The organism is Rhizobium sp. 1399 (assembly GCF_031455475.1).
Taxonomy (GTDB): Bacteria; Pseudomonadota; Alphaproteobacteria; order Rhizobiales; family Rhizobiaceae; genus Rhizobium.
In genome coordinates, this window is sequence record NZ_JAVDSU010000016.1 from 39,340 (window position 1) to 61,073 (window position 21,734).

General features: G+C 59.9%; 20 protein-coding genes. 5 read left to right on the plus strand and 15 right to left on the minus strand.

Annotated elements, in window-relative coordinates; all coding sequences use genetic code 11:
• Positions 1-38: 38 nt before the first annotated feature.
• The 10 genes from J2X71_RS32765 to J2X71_RS32810 all read right to left on the minus strand — a co-directional run bounded on the left by J2X71_RS32765 (position 39) and on the right by J2X71_RS32810 (position 11,805).
• Complete coding sequence (locus J2X71_RS32765) at positions 39-1,283, minus strand: amidohydrolase family protein (protein WP_310388981.1); 1,245 nt, start codon at positions 1,281-1,283, stop codon at positions 39-41.
• Positions 1,280-2,854: a gamma-glutamyltransferase family protein gene (locus J2X71_RS32770; RefSeq protein WP_310388984.1), complete on the minus strand. Its 1,575-nt coding sequence runs from the start codon at positions 2,852-2,854 to the stop codon at positions 1,280-1,282. The genes J2X71_RS32765 and J2X71_RS32770 overlap by 4 nt, the downstream gene beginning before the upstream one ends.
• Positions 2,854-4,053: an amidohydrolase family protein gene (locus J2X71_RS32775; protein ID WP_310388986.1), complete on the minus strand. Its 1,200-nt coding sequence runs from the start codon at positions 4,051-4,053 to the stop codon at positions 2,854-2,856. Before J2X71_RS32775 ends, J2X71_RS32770 begins: the two co-directional genes overlap by 1 nt.
• 76 nt (positions 4,054-4,129) lie before the next feature.
• Positions 4,130-5,230, minus strand: a complete 1,101-nt coding sequence (locus J2X71_RS32780) for a BMP family ABC transporter substrate-binding protein (RefSeq protein ID WP_310388988.1) — start codon at positions 5,228-5,230, stop codon at positions 4,130-4,132.
• Between the two features lie 41 nt (positions 5,231-5,271).
• Complete coding sequence (locus tag J2X71_RS32785) at positions 5,272-6,192, minus strand: ABC transporter permease (RefSeq protein WP_310389159.1); 921 nt, start codon at positions 6,190-6,192, stop codon at positions 5,272-5,274.
• On the minus strand, positions 6,192-7,268 hold the full coding sequence (locus J2X71_RS32790) for an ABC transporter permease (protein WP_310388990.1): 1,077 nt from the start codon (positions 7,266-7,268) through the stop codon (positions 6,192-6,194). The genes J2X71_RS32785 and J2X71_RS32790 overlap by 1 nt, the downstream gene beginning before the upstream one ends.
• Entirely contained in the window at positions 7,258-8,805 is a 1,548-nt protein-coding gene (locus J2X71_RS32795) for an ABC transporter ATP-binding protein (protein WP_310388992.1), read from the minus strand. Before J2X71_RS32795 ends, J2X71_RS32790 begins: the two co-directional genes overlap by 11 nt.
• A 234-nt stretch (positions 8,806-9,039) precedes the next feature.
• Complete coding sequence (locus J2X71_RS32800; RefSeq protein WP_310388994.1) at positions 9,040-9,738, minus strand: GntR family transcriptional regulator; 699 nt, start codon at positions 9,736-9,738, stop codon at positions 9,040-9,042.
• A gap of 163 nt (positions 9,739-9,901) precedes the next feature.
• The gene (locus J2X71_RS32805) at positions 9,902-10,648 is read right to left on the minus strand and encodes a phosphoglycerate mutase family protein (protein ID WP_310388996.1); all 747 of its coding nucleotides are present in this window, start codon (positions 10,646-10,648) and stop codon (positions 9,902-9,904) included.
• Between the two features lie 227 nt (positions 10,649-10,875).
• Positions 10,876-11,805 carry an aldo/keto reductase gene (locus tag J2X71_RS32810; RefSeq protein ID WP_310388998.1) on the minus strand — a complete coding sequence of 310 codons (930 nt, stop codon included), beginning with the start codon at positions 11,803-11,805 and terminating at the stop codon, positions 10,876-10,878.
• 226 nt (positions 11,806-12,031) lie between these two features.
• Between J2X71_RS32810 and J2X71_RS32815 the strand changes: the two genes are divergently transcribed.
• The 3 genes from J2X71_RS32815 to J2X71_RS32825 all read left to right on the plus strand — a co-directional run bounded on the left by J2X71_RS32815 (position 12,032) and on the right by J2X71_RS32825 (position 15,362).
• Positions 12,032-13,090 carry a substrate-binding domain-containing protein gene (locus J2X71_RS32815; protein WP_310388999.1) on the plus strand — a complete coding sequence of 353 codons (1,059 nt, stop codon included), beginning with the start codon at positions 12,032-12,034 and terminating at the stop codon, positions 13,088-13,090.
• A gap of 208 nt (positions 13,091-13,298) precedes the next feature.
• Complete coding sequence (locus tag J2X71_RS32820; protein ID WP_310389001.1) at positions 13,299-14,228, plus strand: sugar phosphate isomerase/epimerase family protein; 930 nt, start codon at positions 13,299-13,301, stop codon at positions 14,226-14,228.
• A gap of 9 nt (positions 14,229-14,237) precedes the next feature.
• The gene (locus J2X71_RS32825) at positions 14,238-15,362 is read left to right on the plus strand and encodes a Gfo/Idh/MocA family oxidoreductase (protein ID WP_310389003.1); all 1,125 of its coding nucleotides are present in this window, start codon (positions 14,238-14,240) and stop codon (positions 15,360-15,362) included.
• A 75-nt stretch (positions 15,363-15,437) separates the two neighbouring features.
• Here the strand turns inward: J2X71_RS32825 and J2X71_RS32830 are convergent, their stop codons facing one another.
• A complete protein-coding gene (locus J2X71_RS32830) occupies positions 15,438-16,301 on the minus strand; it encodes an IclR family transcriptional regulator (RefSeq protein WP_310389005.1) in 864 nt (287 codons plus the stop codon).
• 258 nt (positions 16,302-16,559) lie between these two features.
• On the opposite strand from J2X71_RS32830, the gene J2X71_RS32835 reads away from it, so the two are divergent.
• Both J2X71_RS32835 and J2X71_RS32840 read left to right on the plus strand, forming a co-directional pair.
• Positions 16,560-16,994 (plus strand): VOC family protein, encoded by a 435-nt coding sequence (locus J2X71_RS32835; RefSeq protein ID WP_310389007.1) that lies wholly within the window; start codon positions 16,560-16,562, stop codon positions 16,992-16,994.
• Between the two features lie 3 nt (positions 16,995-16,997).
• Positions 16,998-17,441 (plus strand): VOC family protein, encoded by a 444-nt coding sequence (locus tag J2X71_RS32840; RefSeq protein WP_113321690.1) that lies wholly within the window; start codon positions 16,998-17,000, stop codon positions 17,439-17,441.
• 76 nt (positions 17,442-17,517) lie between these two features.
• On the opposite strand, the gene J2X71_RS32845 is transcribed toward J2X71_RS32840, so the two are convergent.
• The 4 genes from J2X71_RS32845 to J2X71_RS32860 are packed head-to-tail and all read right to left on the minus strand — an operon-like array spanning position 17,518 to position 21,679.
• Entirely contained in the window at positions 17,518-18,765 is a 1,248-nt protein-coding gene (locus tag J2X71_RS32845) for an ABC transporter substrate-binding protein (RefSeq protein ID WP_310389011.1), read from the minus strand.
• Positions 18,766-18,790: 25 nt separating this feature from the next.
• Positions 18,791-19,894 carry an ABC transporter ATP-binding protein gene (locus J2X71_RS32850; protein WP_310389013.1) on the minus strand — a complete coding sequence of 368 codons (1,104 nt, stop codon included), beginning with the start codon at positions 19,892-19,894 and terminating at the stop codon, positions 18,791-18,793.
• A 4-nt stretch (positions 19,895-19,898) separates the two neighbouring features.
• On the minus strand, positions 19,899-20,807 hold the full coding sequence (locus tag J2X71_RS32855; protein WP_310389014.1) for a carbohydrate ABC transporter permease: 909 nt from the start codon (positions 20,805-20,807) through the stop codon (positions 19,899-19,901).
• Positions 20,804-21,679: a sugar ABC transporter permease gene (locus J2X71_RS32860; RefSeq protein ID WP_310389017.1), complete on the minus strand. Its 876-nt coding sequence runs from the start codon at positions 21,677-21,679 to the stop codon at positions 20,804-20,806. Before J2X71_RS32860 ends, J2X71_RS32855 begins: the two co-directional genes overlap by 4 nt.
• Positions 21,680-21,734 lie beyond the last annotated feature (55 nt).

A 21,734-nucleotide genomic window follows, 5' to 3' on the forward strand; every position in this document is an offset into this window, starting at 1 on the left:
CGTTGAGCTAGAGGGCAGCCTGCGTAAATCGAGCGTCGTCAGCCCGGCCGATAAAGGCGCGGTCTGCCATTATCGAAACTCCTGCGTCCGCCCTTCCAGCCGGCAATGACGCGGGCGATCTCGCGTACCGCCGCACGCGGGCCAGGAGTATCGAGCAGCACGATCGTCGCCTCGGCGCCCACTTGCAACCGTCTCATGCCGCCGAGCTGGCGTGCCGCCACTTCTGTCACCATGTCGAAAACCAACGCCATGTCCTCATCCCGCGAGAGCTGGGCGACATTGGCAAAAAGATTGGCCATTCGGATCAGCGAGGCATCGCCATAGGGGGTGAAGGGATTGAGGACGTTGTTCGTTGCAATGGAGGTGGAGACACCACGGCCTGCCAGCAGATGGGCGGGCGCGACGCCGCGGGGCACCAGCCGGTCATGACCGCGCCCGTTCAGGAATAGATCGGTGGACGGCAGAACGGAAAGTGCAATGCCGGCTTCAGCCAGCCTGTCGGCGATGGCGACGACTTCTGCTTGCGACATGGCAGAGATATTGGTGACGTGCCCGATCGCCACGCGACCCTGCCAGCCGTGACGGAGCGTGGCCTCGATCACCGTCGGCAGATCTGTTCTGTGAGGATCGAGGCTGAAATCGAGATGGAAATCGACCGGCACGTCATGTTTTTGTGCCAGCGCGAAGATCATTTCGATATGCCTGTTGGGATCGGGGTCCGTATAGGGACAGCCGCCGACCAGATCCGCACCATTGGAAAGGGCGTCATCGAGCATGCCTGATGTCTCGGGCTCGTTCGTCAGCCCGTCCTGCGCGAAGGCGCAGATCTCAATATCGACAGCGAAGGCATAATCCGCGCGGATGCGCTTGATTGCCTCGAACGAGCGGAAGCCGGCGCGGGGGTCGATCTCGACAAAGGTCCGCATCCGCGTGGTACCATGCGAAATCGCCTTCTCGACGACGCGTGCGGCCCGGGCATAGACATCCTCTCCCTCAAAGCCCGCTTTGGCCTTGGCCGTTTCCCGCACCGCCTCGGCGAGTGTGCCTTCGCAAATCGTGCAGCGGTCAAGAATGCAGGCCTTGTCCAGATGGATGTGCGTGTCCACAAATCCACCGAAGGCGAAAGCGCCCTCGCCATCGACGCTTTCTATGGCCTCGCACCGTATATCGGATCCGATGTCAGCGATCAGACCCTTTCGCACGGCTATGTCGACGAGAGCGCCCTTTTCTTCAATGCGGATGTTGCGGATAACGAGATCGAACAATTGGTTGGTGATCGTCACAGCGAGATCGCGCCTCCGTCGCTGCGCGGATCGTGGGCGCCGTCAATCATCCCATCTTGCCCGATGCGGATCACGCCGGCCTGGCCGCCGAGCGGGCTGAAGCTGTCGATCGTCGATATCTCATGGCCCATGGCGGCGAGCGCGGCGACAATTTCCGTGCCAGCATTCTCCTCGATCTTCAGGCTATCCCGGCTATCGGAGAAGGTGCGACCGAGCAGAAAGCGCGGGCGGGATAGCGCGGCGGCTGGATCGAGCCCATGGTCGATTAGCAGGCTGAGGAGCAGCGACAGAGTCTGTGGCTGTCCATCGGCTCCTTGCGTGCCGTAGACGAGATGCGGGCGGCCGTTCTTGAGCGCGAGCCCGGGATTGAGCGTGTAGAACGGTCGCTTGCCGGGACTGGCGACATTGGGGCTGGCGGGGTCGGTGCTGAAAGCCGCCCCCCTGTTCTGCCAGAGGATACCGGTATCGCTGACCACGACGCCACTGCCCCAGTCGAAGTAGATGCTTTGCAGGAGCGATGCGCAGCGCCCCTTGCTATCGACAGCGGCAAGGAGGGCCGTGTCGCCATGTCGATAGGGCTGCGGCCATGCTAGTGCGCGGCCGGGATCGATTGCCGCCGCCTTCGCTGCGAGCCGCACCGGATCGAGCAGCTTCTGTGAAACATCAGCTGCGAAGCGGGGATCGGCGATCGCGTGCCGGTCGAGAAAGGCCTGTTTCACCGCTTCGACAAGCCTGTGGTAGAAGCCCGCGTTGTCGGGAGGAAAATCCGTCATCGGCAAATGGTCGAGCACGCCCATGATACCGAGCGTCGTTATTCCCTGGGTAGGGGGAGGCGGTGCGAGCAGGGTTGTGTCGCGATAAGTCTGCCGGAGCGCAGGCGCGATATCGGTTCGCGTTGCAGCGAGATCGGCGGCCGAAAGCGGCGAGCCGGCTTCTGCAAGCCCCGTGGCGATCCGTCGGGCAAGCGCGCCCTCATAGAATTCACGGGTGCCATGGCGGGCAATAGCGGCAAGTGTCTTGCCAAGTTCCGGCTGCCGCTGAATGCCTGTTGATCGGAACAGCTTCGTGAAGCCCGGCCAGCTTCCGAGTTCACTGCGGCGGAATTCGTACCAGAAGGCATGCGAGCGGCTGACCTCGAAGCCGTCGTCCGCCAGGGAGATCGCGTCATCAAGCAGGCCTGGTAAGCTCTCCGACCCTGCCCATTCGGCTACGGAATGGGCAAGCACTTTCTCCCAGCTATCGACGAGGCAGGCGCTCGTCAGCGTGGAGCGGGCACCGCGAAGTGGGATGTCTCCATCCGGAATGACGCCCGCCGCCTGACCAATACCTAGGAAGGTTTGTGCCTTGCCTGTCTCATCCGCGACCAGCCAGACGCCATCGCCGCCGAGCCCGCAGAAATGCGGGTAGGTGACCGAAAGAGCTGCGCCGGCGGCAACCAGCGCTTCAATGGCATTTCCTCCGCGCCGCAGCACCTTCGCGCCTGCTTCGCTGGCAAGCCAATGCGGCGTCACAATCATGGCGCCGCGGGACGGCGTGTCAGCTCGACTATTCTGGGTGACGGGATTGGACATCAGCGTATCACGGAGCCGTTCTCGGCGACGAGGCGGCCTTCCTTGAAGACCTGGCGTGGCTTTGGAATGGCGACGACGGCCTCCGGCACATGCTCGGCTGCAAGGGTGACGAAATCGGCCTTTGCGCCGATACCAATGCCGTAGCCCTCCAGCCGCAGTGCCTTGGCGCCGCCTGATGTCACCACGTCGAAGGCGGCGCTGAGTTCCGCATCGGTGTAGAAGCCGGAGCGGTAGGCGATAATCTCTGCGCGGCGCAGCATGTCGCCATCCCCGAAGGGCCACCAGGAATCACGGATATTATCGCTGCCGCTGAAGACGGTGACGCCGGCAGCGCGCAGCAGTGCGACAGGAGGGAAATTGTGGTTGCCGGGCGCATTGGTCATGATCGAGACGCCGCTCTTGGCGATCAGGGTAGCGATCTTCTTGGCGGCGTCGGGCGCGAGATCGCCAAGACCGTAGGCATGGCTGACGGCGACATGCCCCTGCATACCAAGGGCGGTTGTGCGAGCACAGATCTCCTCGATCGTCATCGCGCCAAGCGTGCTTGCGTCGTGAAGATGGATGTCGACATCGACGCCGCGCTTTTCGGCAATGCCGAAGACCACGTCGAGATGACCCTTGATGTCGCGGTCGAAGGAGAGCGGATCGAGGCCGCCGACGAGATCGGCGCCCATTGCGATCGCCTCATCCATCAATTCCGGCGTACCCGGGCTCTTCAGGATACCGCTTTGCGGGAAGGCGACGAGCTGAATGTCGATGATGTCAGCGTATTCCTCGCGTACTTTCAGGATGGTTTCGAGCGACTTGAGCCCAACCGACCCATCGACCATCACGTGGCTGCGCATCTGCACGGCGCCGTTCGAAATGCAGAGATCGAGCTGGTTGCGGGCACGCTCGTCCATGGGCGCTGCGGCAGCCATATTCTCAGCCTGAAAGGCGACGCGCTCATGCACGTCGAAACCATTGGTGCACGGTTTGTGCGGGATCCATTTGTCTCCGTAGAAGCTCGTGTCGAGGTGGATATGACCTTCGACGAAGCTCGGCACGAGGAGCGCTCCGCCAATATCGACGACATCTTTCGCGCCTTCTCTGGAGCTTGCCGGCTCTATCGCCGCGATCCGGCCGTCCCGCACCACGATGTTTTTCAGCGTACCGTCGGCAAGCTTTGCGTTGGTGAAGACTGTTTCCACTGCACTCACTGATGTTTCCTTTCCCTTCCATTATCGGCCGGACCCCGCCCGATGTAGGGTCCGGCTATTCTCCAGCGATGGAGGATCAGTTCTGCGGCAGCGTACCTTGTACGCCGTCAATGAGCCATGTCATGCCCTTGATGTCATTCTCGGCCAGTTCCTGGCCGGCGGCGACCTTTGCCTTGCCGTTCTGGTCCTTGATCTCGCCGGCAAATACTTTCAGCTTGCCGGCGACGATGGCGTCCTCGGCCGCTTTCATTTCCTTGGCGACGGATTCCGGTAGGTCTGGGCTGCTCGTCGTCATCTTGACGTAGCCGCCTTCGCCAAGGCCGAGCCAGGTGCTTTCCGGCTTCCAGTTGCCCTCCATCACCGCCTTGGCGGCGTTGATATGGGCTGAACTCCAGTCGAGTTCGTAGGAGACGAGCTGCTTCTTCTTCACATAGCGCGAGAAGTCACCGGTATTGCCGATCGACCAGACGCCTTTCTCTTCCGCGGCAAGGCCCTGAACCGGCGTGTTGGGGCTGCCCGAGAGAACGTCAGCCCCTTGGGCAACGAGCGCTGCGACGGCATCCTTTTCCTTGGCCGGATCGACCCATGCATTGGCCCACACGACTTTGACCACAACGTCAGGGTTGACGCTGCGCGCACCAAGCAGGAAGGCATTGATGCTGTAGATGACCTGCGGCACGGGGAAGGCGCCGACCCAGCCGAGAATGTTGGACTTCGTCATGCGGCCTGCGGCAATGCCGGTGACATAGGCGCCTTCATATTCGCGCGCTTCGAAGACGCCGAGATTGGTACCCGCGGCAATGCCGGCGCAGCATTCGAAATGCGAGCTCGGCAGGGTCGGTGCGAGCTTCTTCAGCGAAGCATATTGCGAGAAGGTGGTGCCGACGATCAGCTTGTGGCCCTGGGACGAAAGCTGCCGGAAGAGCCGCTCGCAATCCTGGATCTGCGCAATGTTCTCGAGCGCGGTCACCTTCACCTTGCCCGGGAAGGCGTTCTCCAGAGCATGCCAGGCGTTGGCCTGGAAATATTCCCAGCCGGTATCGGAGATCGGCCCCATATGGATGACGCCGACCTTCAGCACTTCATCGGCGGCAAGAAGCGGCCGGACACCGGTTGCGGCGAGCAGCGAACCGGCGGCGGCCGTCTTCAGGAAATCACGTCTGGATTGGAATCTCATCTTCAGTTCCTCTCTGTTTTTGTTGGCATGTGGCGTGAGGTTCAGCCTCCGGCGACGAAGGGCTGTCCAAGGGAAGCGGGGACGTTGAGGCGCATCAGCGTCGCGTTGCGCGAGATCAGCACCAGCACGGCGATGGTCACGAGATAGGGGAGGGCGGACATCAGCTCCGATGGCAGGCCGATCCCGGCGCTCTGGGCAAAGAGCTGCGCAATGGTCGCGCCGCCGAAGAGATAGGCGCCGAGAAAGCAGCGGCCCGGCCGCCATGTGGCAAAGACCACCAATGCCACAGCGATCCAGCCGCGCCCGGCGATCAGCCCCTCGGTCCAGAGCGAGGTATAGACGATTGAGATATAGGCGCCCGCGACTCCCGCCATCGCACCGCCGAAGAGCGTGCAGAGATAGCGGATCAGTACGACAGGGTAGCCGATGGCATGGGCCGAGGAGGGCGATTCCCCGACGGCCCGAACGATGAGGCCGAAGCGGGTGCGATAGAGGAAGAACCAAACGCCGGCAAACAGCGCCCATGAAAGCCAGACCAGCGGGTGCAACTGGCCGAGCACGGCGCCGAGCAGCGGAATTCTGCCTGCGAAAGCCGAGAGCCTCGATGGCTCCATGACGATCGCCATACCGACATAGCTCTTGCCGATGAAGGAACCGAAGCTCGTGCCGAAAATGGTCATCGCCAATCCGACGGCCACCTGATGCGCGCGGCAGCTGACGACCAGCACCGAGAACATCAGCGCCAAAAGCATGGACGCCAGCATGGCGGCGAGAACGGCGAGCCAGAGTTCGCCTGTCGCCTGCATGGTGATGAAAGCGATGACTGCACCGACCACCATTATACCTTCGACGCCCATATTGAGCACACCGGAGCGCTCTGTGACCAGTTCGCCAAGGGCTGCATAGACGAGCGGCGTACCGGCAATCAGCGTGGCAATGAAAATGGGAAGAAGCTGGCTCATCATGCCGTGACGCCCTTTCTGCCGGAGGTCCTGAAACGGATGCGGTGGTGGACGAGGACATCTGCCGTCAGCAGGAAGAAGAGCAGCGTGCTCTGCAGCAGACCGGTGATCGAGGAGGGCATGCCGAGCGACATCTGTGCGAGATCACCACCGAGATAGAGCAGCGCCATCAGGAGCCCCGACAACAGGATGCCGAGCGGGTTCAGCCGGCCGAGATAGGCGACGATGATCGCCGTATACCCATAGCCGGGCGAGGCATTGGGAAAGATCTGCGCCAACGGCCCGGCGATCTCGCCGACACCGGCGATGCCGGCAACCGCACCACTGACCAGCATTCCGATCCATACCGCCCGCGTGAGGCTGAAACCGGCGTAGCGCGCGGCTCCCGCTGACAGGCCGGTGACTTTCAGCTGGAAGCCGATGAAACTGCGTTTCATGAAGATCCAGCCAAGGACGACCGCGATTAGAGCGAAGACGATGCTGGCATTCATGCGCGTGCCTTCTATGAGGATCGGAAAGAGGGCGGCCGGTGCGAGTGGCTCGGATTGCGGGAAATTGAAGCCGGCCGGGTCGCGCCATGCTCCGAAGATCAGCCAGGTGAGCCAAAGGCCGGCGACATAGTTCAGCATCAGGCTTGTGAGGATTTCGGACGCATTGAAGCGGACACGCAGGAAGGCAGGGATTGCCGCCCAGAGCATGCCGCCAATGGCACCTGATATCACCATGGCCGGCAGCACCCAGACGCCACCATCCGAGCCGAAATGCAGGGCGACGTAGCCGCCGAAGATCACGCCGACGGTCAGTTGTCCCTCCGCACCGACATTCCAGATGCCGGCACGGAAGCCGATGGCAAGACCGATGCCGATCAGCACAAGAGGGGCAGCCTTGATCAACAGTTCGCCGAAACCATAGAGATCGCCGAGCGGGGCGGTGAGAAAGGTAACGAGCGCCCCTGATGGTTCCAGGCCAGCGGAGGCGAAAATGATCATCGCGACGATTGCTGTCAGAGCGAGCGAGATCGCCGGCGACAGGAACACCATCAACGCGGAGGGTTTCGGGCGCGGTTCAAAGCGCATCGGCCATCTCCCTTTCCATTTTGCTGCCTGACATGGCGAGGCCGATATCGTTGCGATCTGTCTCGGCGCGAGGCCGTGCTTCGGTCAGTCGGCCGCCGGCAATCACGGCAATGCGGTCGGCAATGTCGAACAGTTCATCCAGTTCTTCCGATATGATGACGATGGCGGCACCGCGTTCGCGCAGGTCGAGCAGAGCCTGACGGATAACGAGGGCGGCACCCACATCGACGCCCCAGGTCGGCTGCGAGACAATGAGCACGCCGGGCTCCTGCAGGATTTCGCGACCGATGATGAATTTCTGCAGGTTGCCGCCTGACAGGCTGCCGGCGGGCGCTGTCGGTCCCGGGCAGCGAACGTCAAAGGCCTTGATGCAGCGCTCGGCAAAGTCAAGGACGCGGTCGAAACGAATGAGGCCAGCCCTGACGGCGCCGCCGCTATTGGCGGTGAGAAGCACGTTCTCTGATAGTGGCAGCGAGGGAACTGAACCCTGCCTCAGACGGTCCTCGGGCACCGAGCAGAGGCCGAGCTTGCGCCGCCCCGCCGGATCGAGATGGCCGGCCGGCGCGCCGTCGATGGTAATGGCATCGTTTCTCGCCAGGCGGGTTTCACCCGAGAGAGCCGCGAGCAGTTCCTGTTGCCCGTTTCCGGAAACCCCGGCAATGCCGAGGATTTCTCCACCCCGCACTGAAAGGTTGATGCCGGACAGCGCGGTGCCGAAAGGATCTGCTGTCGGCAGATCAAGGCCGTTGACGGTGAACCGGCTTTCACCGGCGACGCTATGCGAACGATGGCGGTACTCTGCAAGGTCTGAGCCGATCATCATCCGCGCCATCGAGGCCGGGCTCTCCTGTGAAGGATCGCAGACGCCGGCGACACGCCCGCCACGCAGGATTGTCGCCTTGTGGCAGAGATCCCTGATCTCATTGAGCTTGTGGCTGATATAGAGAATGCTGCAGCCTTCGGCCGCGACCTGCCGGAGCGTCACGAAGAGCTTTTCGACCGCCTGCGGCGTCAGGACGGAGGTTGGTTCGTCGAGGATCAGCAGGCGCGGATCCTGCAGGAGCGCGCGGATGATCTCGACACGCTGCCGCTCTCCGACGGACATCGTGTAAATATGTCTGTCCGGCTCGACCGGCAAACCGTAGCGGGCAGCGACATCTGCAATTTTCGCGGACAATGTCTGGATCTTCTGCTTGCCCGGCAGGGCAAGGGCGATGTTCTCGGCGACGGTCAACGTATCGAAGAGCGCAAAGTGCTGAAACACCATGCCGATCCCGAGTTTCTGCGCATCGGCGGGTGAGGCGACGCTCACCTCCCTGCCATCCCAGAGCATGTCGCCGGTATCAGGGCGGACCATGCCGTAGATGATTTTCATCAGCGTCGACTTGCCGGCACCATTCTCGCCGACGATCGCATGGATTTCACCGGGGTTGACGTTGAGGTCGATCCCATCATTGGCGATGACGCCCGGATAGGCTTTCCGGATGCCTCGCAACTCCAGACGGTATTCCGGCGATGATGACACGGTATGCGGCATGAGCGAAATCCAGGCTACATGATACTGAAAATCAAGTATGCAATATGGATGCCAGAATGTATCGTAAATGACGGCCCTAAGCCTATGAGGGGCTAAACACGCGAATTCGTTGAGAGAAAAATGGCGATAGGCCGTCTTATTGGAAAGCGCGACTATAAATCTAGAAAACGTGGAAATCAGATCACGTCTACATAATAGTCAGAATCTTGTATACATGATTGAAAAGCCGGCAGATCAGCCGGCTGCGCGCGTGGAAAATCGGGACAGGATCGACCCGATATCAGGTTCTGCGGCAAGATCGTCTTCGATCAGGGCGCGGCTTTCGACGGATGATAGGTGTTCGTCCATCAGATGTTCCGCCGCAGCCAAGTCGCCCTTTTTCAAAGCGTTGATGAGGCCGGAATGTTCGCTGATCGCGCATTCGCTCGAATGCGGCCGGCTATACATCGCAAGGATGAGCGAGCAGCGGGAGACGAGTTCGGAGAGGTAGCGCTCGAGCAGAGCATTGCCTGACAGTTCAGCAAGTTTCAGGTGGAATTCGCCCGCAAGACGGGTCGACAGGCGCACATCTCCCTTGGCGTGAGCGGCTTCCTCTTCCTGCACATGTTCCCGCAACAGTTTTTCGATGGCGGGGTTCCAGCGCTTGATGACAGCCTTCATCATCTCGCGCTCAAGTGCACGGCGGATGGCAAAAGCATCACGCGCCTCATCGAGGCTCGGCTGGGCCACAGTGGCCGTGCGCTTGTGGTAGGTGTCGACCAGTCCCTGGGCCTGCAATTTGGCCAGCACCGTGCGGACCAAAGTGCGGCTCATCGAAAAATGCCGACCGATCTCGTCTTCGGGAAGCTTGGTGCCGGCTTTCAGCGCCTGTTCGATGATGGCCTGCCGAAGTGTGCGATGGGCGATATCCACCCGGTCGGAATTGGATGACATGATTTCAAAGGCTCGGTTGGTTCTGCATACATTATAGCGCCATCAGGCATACAACAAGGCGATACTTGTGACGCGAATCCGTCTATGCCACGCTGAAATATTCTAGATCAGATGATAGAAAGTTACCCTCTTTTGAAGGCTTAAATCTCGCTGCCTATAGACTCTAGATATCGGTCTTCGGTGCGATCGTCAGCTCCGAACCGTAGGCGTCGCGCATTTCGGTCGCCTCGGATGGATCGCGGTCGTCGGCCTTGTGCAGAAGCATCGAGCGATAGCCTTCCACACGCGTGCCGTGGATCAAAGTCACATCGGCATTGCCTGGATTATCGGAGCGCTCGAACCATTCGACGCTGTGATGCAGGAAATTCATCTCGAAGGCACGGTTGGTGACACCGTGGCCGATGACGATCACGGTGTCGTTGCCGCTGCCGATGTCATGCATAACAGTTTGCAGAAACAGCCTCACCCGCTGGGCAACGTCCGCGCGGCTCTCCCCATCAGGCGGGCGGGCATAGAACTTGCCGCTACTGTTGCGAAGGCGCGCCCATTTCTCAAATTCTTCCGGAAATTTGCGCCGCTGCTCGGCACGGTCATAGATCTCGGTAAACAGGCCGAAATCCTGTTCCCGCAGCAGATAATCCTCATGCACATCGCCGATGGCGCCTGCAGACGAGGCCTCGATGATTGCGTCCTTCGTCTGGCGCGTGCGCAGATATGGCGAATGCCAGATGGTCGCCTTTCTTGTAACACCAGGTAACGCTGCCAGATAGGAAGCTATGCTGCGCCCCGCTGCCAGCGCCTGCCGGTAACCCCATTCCGTCAGCGGAACATTGTGATCGCCGAACTGCCGGTAGGCGCTCTCACTGATGTTGCCGAGAGATTCGCCGTGTCGAACGAGAAAGATGCGCATGGCTGCCCGTATATGCTGAGGATGAGGCATCATGACGGGCGTGAAGGCGGTGCGCAATGGCCGGGAAGCGTTGGACCAGGTGGTCGCCCCTCCAAACGCCGGCCTAGAGTTTAAGCACTCGCACGATCGACCACGAGGAGATCTGCGGGGCGATGCTCGGCGTTACTCATTGACCCGATTGGGGAAAGGTTCCACCCAACTGACGGGCGACTGTCTCTTCGGGCAGATTAGGGCACGGTATGTCCTGCAGCTCGGAACAGCCGATACCATTCCTCGCGGGTCAGTGAGACAGAAGAGCCGGCCGCGGCTTCGACCACACGTTCCGGCTTCGTGGTGCCGAGCACGACCTGGATCTTTGCCGGATGACGGGTGATCCACGCAACCGCAATACCCGTCGGCGTGACGCCATAGGCCTTCGCGAGTTCGTCGATGGCGTCGTTCAGATCGCCGAAATTTTCACGGTCGTCGAGGAAGACACCGTCGAAGAAGCCTTTCTGGAACGGCGACCAGGCCTGCAGCATCATGCCGTTGATCCGGGAATAGTCGAGCAGGCCGTTGTCGCGATCGATCGACTGATCAAGCCCGGCCATATTGGCGGCAACGCCCGATGCGATCAGCGGCGCATGGGTGATGCTGAGCTGCACCTGATTGACGATGAGCGGTTGCGTGACCGCGGTCTTGAGCAGTTCGACCTGGCCAGGTGTATGGTTGGAAACGCCGAAATGGCGGACCTTGCCGGCAGATTTGAGCGTGTCGAAGGCTGCTGCGACTTCCTCGGGTTCGACAAGTGAGTCAGGGCGATGCAGCAGAAGCACGTCCATATAGTCAGTCTTCAACGCTGCGAGCGACTGATCCACCGAGGCCAGAATATGCTCGGCGGAGAAATCGAAAAATCCCTTGCGAATGCCGACCTTGCTCTGGATGACAAGCTTCTCGCGTTCGGCGGCGGTGAGGGAAATCGCCTCGCCGAAACGAGCCTCGCAGCGATGCGGAGCACCGCCATAAATGTCCGCATGGTCGATAAAGGTCACGCCGGCATCGCGTGCGCCGCCGACCAGCTGCTGGATTTCGCCATTGCTCATATTGGCGATCCGCATCATTCCGAGGATGATGCTCGACACGTCGAGGTCGGTCTGCGGAAGCCTATAGAATTTCATGATGAATACCTCAGGGGTTGCGAAATAACTAAATGGTTATCCGCTTATTACGGGAACGCCGGCCGCGTGGCTAGCCGGAGCTGTTGCTGTCAACGACCGATGGCGTCGGGAATTTGCAGATGTCGGCTTCGGATTCCGCCGCTCCCTTTGGACGAAGCTCCCATGATAGGCTAGAGATCGCCGTGTTCCAGCAAGGACATCGGCTGTCAAATTGGAGGAAATCTGCGTGGCGGATCAAGCAAAACTGGCGGCATCCCGCCGGGCTGCACAGCGGGTGACGTTGCGCACTGTGGCGAAGTCGCTCGGCCTTTCCGTCACGACCGTCAGCCGCGCCTTGAAGGATGGCCCCGAGGTCAACCGGGAGACGATCGACCTCGTCAAGAAAGCCGCGTCCGATCTCGGTTACCGACCGAACCTCGGCGGCATCAATCTGAGAACGGGCAAGACACATGCCGTCGGCGTCATCATGCCGTTCCATCGGGAGGGCGAGATGAATATCGTGGTGGCCTCGCTGATCGAGGGCTTCTGCGGCGCAATGAAACAACATGGCTACCGCACGACGGTCGCCCCACAGTTTCAGGCTGACGACCCGCTGACAACCGTCCGGGATCTTGTCGAGGAGGGGACCGTCGATGGTCTCATCCTTACCCATACAAGGCCTCAGGACGATCGGGTGAAATATCTGCTGGAAGTCGGCATGCCCTTCGTCACCTTCGGCCGCACCGAGCTGCTCAGCAAACATCCGAGCATCGATATCGACCACGAGGAGATCGGCGCGGCCGCGGCGGCGCGACTGCTCGATGCCGGACACAAGGCGCCGCTGCTGGTCGTGCCCTCCAGCCAGTTCACCTACAGCCTGCAATTCATCAAGGGCTGGACTGCTGAGTTCAACCGCAGGAACCTGACGGTTCCTGACGAGCGGATGTTCTTCACCGCAACCACGCCTGATAGCGGCAAGAAGATCGCCGTGGATGCGCTTGCCAAATATCCTGACGTCACCAGCGCCTTCGTGGCAAGCGACGAGGCAGCCCTCGGCTTCGTTTCGGCTCTGGCCGACCTTGGGCGAAAGGTCGGCGAGGATTTTTCCATCGTGACCTATTCCGGCAGTCGTCTCCACGATTTCTACAATCCGCCGATCAGCACCTATTATTTTCCGAATTTCGTCATCGGACAGCGTCTCAGCGATCTCCTCTACAGGTCGATACAGGGCGAGCCGGCATCCGGCCTGAGCGAGATTGTCCGCGCCAGTTTTGTCGAACGCCGCAGTGAATTCAGCCTGCGCTAAAAATCCCTCAGAAATCTTGCGCGGGTCAAGTTATTCGTAACGTTACGAATTCATCTTTCCCTACCGCAATGCGCCCCAAATTCCATGGGGGAAGACGTTGACAGAATAGCTGCTACCATGCATTCGTAACGTTACAAATTGACTTTTGGAGCGGGTTGGAGCGCTCCCAAGGAAGATAAAGACGCTGCGATAATGATGGGAGGACGGCGTGGGTGCTCAAGCACTTTTTTTCGGCTCGCCAATTTGGACGTTCAACTGGAATCCGCCTTATGCGGCGCCTCTGCGCCGGCTGGCGGCCACCGGTTGCAAGGGTTTCGAGCTGACTGCATGGTCGGTCGACATGCTAGGTTATTACACCGACGAGACGATCCGCGAGCTCAAGTCGATCGCTGACGGTGAGGGGCTGACGCTGACTAACTTCTTCTACAATCTGCCATTTTCGCGTGATGATGGCGCACCGGTCTCCCATGTGGACCTGGATGCTTATAAACGCGGCGTCGAGCTGGCGGCAAAGATCGGCGCGCCGATCATGACAAGCATGACGCCTTATCCTTTCCAATCGGATATCAGGCCGATCCTGCAGCGGCCGACGGCCCAGGAATGGTCGGCTGTCGTGAAGCCCGAATGGGCTTGGGCGGAGGAATATGAGGTCGTCGTCGAAGGTTTCGCGGCAGCCTGCGCCATTGCCGCTGATGCCGGGCTGCGTGTCGCCATCGAGCCGCATCCCTATCGCTGGGTGAGCTCAGGTCAAGGAATGCTGCGGTTGATCGAGCGCACGGGCGCTCCCAATCTCGGGCTCAATTTCGATCCAAGTCATCTCTTTCCTGCCGGCGACATGCCGCATTACGTGGTGCTGTCGCTCGGAGACCGGATCTACAACACGCATTTCTCCGACAATGAAGGGCACACCAATGCCCACTGGCGCCCCGGCCGCGGCAAGATCGACTGGAAGGCGATTTTCGCGGCCTTGCGAACGATCGGCTATTCCGGGCCGATCACCCTGGAGCTCGAGGATGCACCGGGCGCATCGCACTGGACCCATTTCCGGGAAGCCACGCCGGAATTCGATTCCGAAATGAAACGCGGCATCCGCTACCTGCGCGACTGCGCTGCCGAACTCGACATCATCATCGCCTGAGGAACACAAATGAGCGGGAACAGCCCCATGAAAGTCGGCATCGTCGGTGCCGGGAATATCAGCGCCACCTATGTCGCGACGCTGCATATGTTCGATTTCATTCGCGTGAAGTCGATCTATGATCTCTACCAAGAGCCCGCGCGCAAGCTTGCCGAGCAGTTCGGCGTCCAGTCGGTGTCGCTCGATTCAATGCTCGCCGACCCCGAAATCGGCCTCATCATCAACTTGACCACGCCGACCGCTCACTATTCGATCAGCAAGAAGGCGCTGCTTGCCGGCAAACACGTCTACTCCGAAAAGCCGCTCGGGGTTTCCATGGAAGAAGCCGAGGAACTGATGGCGCTTGCCCGCGCTGGCGATCTGCGGCTCGGCTGCGCACCCGATACTTTCCTCGGCGGCGGTCATCAGCTGACGCGGCGCCTCTACGATGAAGGCCGCATCGGCACGGCGATATCCGCAACCGCCATGCTGCTTCTGCCGGGTCACGAGCATTGGCATCCCAATCCGGCCTTCTTCTACGGTCGCGGCGGCGGGCCGATGCTCGATGTCGGCCCCTATTACGTCACCAATCTGATTGCTCTTCTCGGGCCGGTTCGCGAAGTCTTCGGCGCTGCCAAGGTCACCCGCATAGAGCGGACTGTGAAGACGCAGCCACGTTTCGGCGAGACGATCAAAGTGCTGACGCCGACGCATCTGACCGGCGTGATGGAGTTCCATAGCGGCGCGACGGTGACGATCGCCACGAGCTTTGACGTCATCAAACACAAGCACAACCAGATCGAAATCTACGGTTCCAAGGGTTCGATGGTGACGCCGGACCCGAACAATTTCACGGGCAAGGTCGAGATCTTCACCGAGGGTGATGAGTCCTGGGAAGAGGTGGCAGTCGATCATCCCTACATCGAAGGCGTTCCCGGTCATCTCGGCCTGAGAGGGCTTGGTGCTGCCGAGATGGTGGATTCACTGCGTTCCGGCAGGCCACATCGCGTCTCGTCGGAACTCGCTTTTCATGCGCTTGAGGTGATGACCGCCTTTGAACGGTCCGCCCAGTCGAAGCGCCCGGTAGCCATCCGCAGCAGCTGCGGCCGCCCAGATCCGATCCCGAAGCATTTGAAGGAAGGCAAGTTCACGTAGGGCTCCTCCCGGCCGGTCGGGCGATGCGCGAATGCACCGTCCGCCGAGGGGAAGAGGCCTTAGGCCGCTAGACGTCTATCGCTGTTTCGGCTTTGCTACCGTCTTCTCAGCTGAGTGTTTTGGTGCAGGCTTCTCTGTGGCGAGCCCCGCCGCGGGCGTTGCGGATCGGATGTCGTTGGTGATCGATTGCGCGGCCGCGATCACCGCCTGCTTGATGTCTGCTACGCGCTTTTCGTCGACGCCTGTGACGAAAGGAACGCTGACGGCTGCAATGACCGTGTCCTGATGATCTCTGACCGGCGCTGCGATTGCGTGAACGCCGGACATCTGCTCGCCCATGTCCCGCGCCCAATTCTGCTTGCGGATCTGCGCAAGCTCTTCAAGCATCTGCTTGGGATCGGTAATCGTCTGGTTGGTGAAGCGCTCGAGCTTGGTCAGACGCCGCTCGATGTCCTCCTGCAGTGAAAAGGCAAGCAGGATCTTGCCGGCCGCACCTGCATGAAACGGCAGGCGCTGGCCGGCCGTCGCCGATAGCGCATATTGGCCGTGTCCCTGCGCCGAGGCGACAACCAGAATATTGTCGCCCGATGGTACCGTCAGCTTGCTGCCTTCACCCAGAAGCTCGGAGATCTTGTTGAGATGCGGCTGCGCGATCGCTAGCAGGTCGTAGCTCGCAACGGTTGGCGCGACATGGGCCGCAAGTGTCAGGAGGCGGCGGCCGAGCGTATAGCTTCCCGCTGGCGAGCGATGCACGAAATCGTAGGCGCTTAGCGTGTTGAGCATCCGGTAGACGGTAGTGCGTGACAGCCGTACCGCTTTGACCACGTCGCGGATCGTCGCGCCTTCCGGCGTTCGTTCCAGAAGCGCGAACACCTCCACCATCTGCTCGATGACGGGGATACGATATTTCTGCGCGGCGTCTTCACTAATGTCGGTCATTGAAAATCCTGCCAGGCCCATCAGGCAATGCTTTGCCTTCCATAAGCAATGCGTGGAGTTCACGCAATCGCGGCTCCTTTCGATTGACTCCGGCGCGCGAATGCCGATAAATTCTTACGTGAACTTATATCAGTTCAAATAAGAAACGTCACGTCGATTTATTTCGCACGCGGCGTTCCGAAAAGATGCCGGATCGGGAGGTTCGGCGAGTGGCTGCGCCAGTACGCGCGGTGAAACGGAAAGACGGAGGAGGATGCAATGAAGAGTGTGAAATCGATCGGACACGTGGCCGTCAGTGTGAAGAACATCGACAGCTCGCTCGACTTCTATGTCAACAAGCTCGGCTTCGACGAAATGTTCCGACTGGAGCGCGACGGCCGCCTGTGGATCGTTTATCTCAGGATCACCGACACGCAGTTCATCGAGCTGTTTCCGGAAGGTGTCGGCGACAGCGCGCCGCCTTTTGCCAATGTCGGCTATAACCATCTTTGCCTCGAAGTCGAGAATATCGACGAGGCGATCGCCGATATCACCAGCCGCGGCGTTGTCCTGACGGCTGAAAAGAAGCTCGGCGTCGACAACAACTATCAGGCCTGGATCGCCGACCCTGAAGGCAACCGCATCGAACTGATGCAGCTTGGCACAGATGCGATGCAGACGGCAGCCGTTCGCCGCATCAATGGACGGGGCTGAGCTATGGATCTTTTCAATCATCTCGGCCATATCGCATTGCGCGTCAACGACCTCGACAAGTCGCTGGCCTTTTATCAGAAGCTCGGCTTTCGCGAGATGACGCGCCTGCTCAACGATCAGGGCGAGGCATGGATCGTCTATCTGCGCATCAACGATGATCAATACCTCGAGCTTTTCCCGAAGGGCGTGAAGAGGCCGGAATCCGGCCCTGACGTCATCGGCATCTTCCATATCTGCCTCACCGTCGAAGATATCGACAAGACGTTCGAAGAGCTTGCGAAAGTTGGCATCCAGCCCAGCAAGCCAAGGCCGACCAAGATCGGCATCGACGGTAATCGCGGCGCTTGGATCGAGGATCCCGATGGCACGCAGATCGAGGTCATGGAGATGGCGCCGGATTGCATTCAGCTGCAGGCCATCAAAAGACTGCATAAAGAATCAGTCTGAACCGACTGTTTCTGCGGTAGTGGCAAATAACGAGAGAACCCGGCAGTCACCTGCCGGGTTCTCTCGTTGCGAGATGTCAGAAGATCTGGTCGTAGGCGTCCTGCATCGCCTGCACGAACTCGTCATCCGTCCGCTTCGGATCGCTCCAATATTTGTCGGCTTCCTGCCAGATGGTGCGATACCAGTCAGCATCTGCCATATTGAAGGGGTTGGAAACCTGCTTCGTCGGATCCTTCAGCGTCTCCAGAACGAGCTTGTTGCAGGCATCAAGGTTCGTCGTATCGGCATCGGTACGAACAGGGCTTGCACCCTTCTTCAAGACGAACTCGGCATTGAGCTTCGGATCGACATCGAGCTTGGCGAAGTCTTCCTGGGCTTTTGCGGTGTCAGCATTGTTGGTGTTGAGGAAGCCCCAGGAATCGACGGTGACGACGACAGCCTTGGTTCCCGGGATGTTGATGCAGTCGAAATCCTCGCCGAGCTTCTTCTGCGCGGCCATGAACTCGCCCTTCATCCAGTCGCCGTGGATCTGCAGCAGGGCCTTGCCGGTAATAACGAGATTGGTCGTGTCGTTCCACTGGCGGTTCGGCGAGCCCGAATCGGTGTGGTCGGCGATCTGGCGGAAGCGTTTCAGCGCCGCCCGCATTTCCGGCGTATCGATCACCGTACGGTCGGGCTTTTCACCATAGAACCGATTGTAGATGTCAGGACCTTCTTCCGAGGCGATCAGGGCCTGCAGCAGATAGGCCTTTTGGAACTGATCGCCGCCCTGGGCGATCGGGATATAGCCGGCGGCCTTGACCTTGTCGATGGCTGCGAAGAGGTCGTCGAGCGACTTCCAGGACTTCGGGTCGACGCCTGCGGCCTCGGCGACATGTTTGTTGTAGTAAACCATCCCGTCGATATGCACCGTTGCCGGCGCCTTCATGATCTCGCCGTCGACCGTAATGTTCTTGAGAACCGAGGGCGGGAAGTTCTTCGTGGCGCCGATGCTGTCGAACAGCTTGGTGAGCGGCACGCCGAGGCCCTGCTTGTTCAGATCCCTATAGATGCCTGGATCGGAATTCATGAAGATCGCAGGCGGATTGCCGCCGGTGATCATGTTCATCAGGCTGACATTGGCGCCGGAGTCATGCGCGATTGACAGATCTTTCCATTGGTGACCGTCCTTTGCCCAGGCATCCCTGAGAACGCCGAGTGCCGCGATCTCGGATGGCTTGGACCAGGTGTGATAGACGACGACTTCATCCGCCCAGGCGTTCGCGGCAAGTGTCGTCGCAGCAAGCAGGAGCGATAGTCTCTTCAGCGAATTCCATTTCGTCATGCAACATTCCTCCCTTTTAATCTGGTTACAGCCGCTGGCCGCTCGGTGCGTCAAAGACGTTCAATTTGGTCAGCGGCAGATAGACGGGCAGAGCCGGCTTGCCCCGATAGCGGTTTGCGTCACGCCCATCGATACGGACGGCGATGCTCCTTCCCGACATGGTCAGGAAGGCAAAGGCGTCAGGTCCGGATTTCTCGAAATACTCGACCGGGCAGTCGAATCGGACGGTATTTCCGGCGTCCTGGCGCTCCTCGGTCAGAAGCTCCTCCGCCCGGAAGCCGATCTTGACGGGCTTGCCTTCCGCAGCCTTTGCCTTCCACCTATATTCGCCGAGGCTGATGCGGATGCTGTCCTTCTCATCCACCGCAACGAGATCGCTGCCGTCACGCGTGACGACACAATCGAGCAAGTTCATGGCCGGCGAGCCGACAAAGTCGGCGACGAAGAGATTGGCCGGCTCGTTGTAGATCTCATCGGGTGTGCCGAATTGCTGGATGACGCCTTTGTTCATCACCGCAATCTTGGTCGCCATGGTCATGGCCTCGACCTGATCGTGGGTAACATAGACGACGGTATTTTTGAGCTGGTTGTGGAGTTTCTTGATCTCGATGCGCATCTCGTTGCGCAACTTGGCGTCGAGATTCGAAAGCGGCTCGTCAAACAGGCAGACGCCATATTGTTTGACCAGCGCCCGGCCGATCGCAACGCGCTGGCGCTGGCCGCCTGAAAGCTGGGACGGCTTGCGGTCAAGCAGGTGCTCGATCTGCAGCAGTTTGGACGCCCAGTCGATCCGCCTATCCGCCTCCGCCCGCGTGATGCCGCGGGAGGACAGCCCGAAATTCATGTTTCCGCGCACGGTTTTGGTGGGGTAGAGCGCATAGGACTGGAAAACCATGGCGAGGCCCCGATCCTTGGGATCGAGATAGCTCACATCCCGCTCATCGATGAGGATTTCCCCGTCGTCGATTTCGAGCAGGCCGGCCAGAAGATTGAGAAGCGTTGTCTTGCCGCAGCCGGAAGGTCCGAGCAGCACCAGAAACTCGCCGTCGCCAACGCTGAGGTTCAGGTTCTCGATGACCGTCAGCGCACCGAACTTCTTGACGATATTGTTGAATGCGATGGAAGGCATGCCTCTATCCCTTGATGGCGCCGGCAGTGATGCCCTGCACGAAAAATCTGCCGAGAACGAAGTAAATGACCAGCGGTGGCAACGCGGTGAGCAGAGCCGAGGCCATGTCGACCGCATAATTCTTGGCGCCGGTCGTCGTGACCGTGATGTTATTGAGCACGACCGTCATCGGCTGCGTGTCCTGCGCGCCGAAGGTCAGGCCGACCAGAAAGTCGTTCCATATGCCCGTGATCATCAGGATCAGCACGACGATCATGATATTGCCCGACATCGGCAGGACGATCTCGAAGAAGATCCGCCAGAAGGAGCCGGAATCGATCATCGCGGCGGCAATGATCTGCGGTGGCATGCCCTTGAAATAATTGCGGAAGATCAATGTGAGGAAAGGCATCGACAAGACGCTGTGAATGACCGCGATGCCGAATGTCGTGCCGTAAATATGCAGTGAGCCGGTGATCTTGATCAGCGGATACATGATGATCTGGAACGGTACGAAGGCGCAGATGAAAAGCACGAACAGGAAGCCGTTCGCCCATTTGACGTTCCAGAGCGCCAGCCCGTAGCCGGTGACGATCGAGAGCGAGATCGTCAGCACCAGACTGGGGGCAAGGATATAAAGCGAGTTGACGAAGCCGACGCGCACGCCGTTGCAATTCATGCCGGAACAGGCCTGCATCCACGCATAAGACCAGGCATCGACCGTCCAGGGCGAGGGTAGCGAGAAAATCTGTCCCTCGCGGATCTGATCCATCGTCTTGAAGGATGTGACGACGACCACATAGAGTGGAACCGCGAAGAAGGCGGCTGCCATCAGCAGGAAGACGAAGATCACCACCCGGCTTGGCCGGATCAGCGGGCGCCGGCGCACTTTCGTCGCGCGGCCGGGTTGCGATGTAGCGGATATCGCCGTCATGCGTCCCTCCTTTGCCGGATTGCGGTGATGATGACGAGCGGCAGGAAGAGGACGAGTGTCGTCAAAAGCATGACGGTGGCACCCGCCGAGGCGAAGCCGAGATTTTGCTTCTGCCAATAAGCATCGATAACGAAATAGGCCGGCATGACCGACGCCCCGCCCGGTCCGCCATTGGTCATGGCGACGATGATGTCATAGGCCTTCACAACGCCGATGCAGAGCAGGATGATGCACGTCAGGAAGGTGAGTTTCATCATGGGAATGATGACCTCGATGTATAGTCGCCAGAAGGGCACGCCATCGAGGCGCGCGGCCTGCCAGATCTCGGTGTTGATCGACTTCAGGCCAGCCAACATGAGCGCCATGAAGAAGCCGGTCGATTGCCAGACCGCCGCCAGAATGACCCCGAACATGACCGTGTCCTGGCTCGCAAGCCAATTGAAGGAGGCGCTCTCCCAGCCCATCGAGTACAGAACATTTTCGACGCCGAGGCCCGGATTGAAGAGCCAGCGCCAGACGAGGCCGGTGACGATCAGCGAGACCGCAAGCGGATAGAGAAAAACCGTGCGGAAGATGCCTTCGCCATGCACCTCCTTGTCGATCAAGGCCGCAAGAATAAAGCCCATCACGATCGACAGCAGACTGCCAATGGCAAAGATGACGAGGTTCTGCAGTGACAGGGTCCAGGACGGATCGTGAAACAGCCGCCAATACTGCTTCCAGCCGACCAGTTCATAGTCGGGAAAGCGTCTAGATGCCGTGAATGAGAGATAGACGGTCCAGCCTATCGCCCCAATGAAAAAGACAAGCGTCAACAGCGCAGCAGGCGCAACGGCCAGATGCGGAATGACGCGGCTCCATCGGATTCCCATGAGCCTCCTCCTCCTCCTCAGGTTGACAGCGCTCCGCTCCTCCGGATTGCTGCTA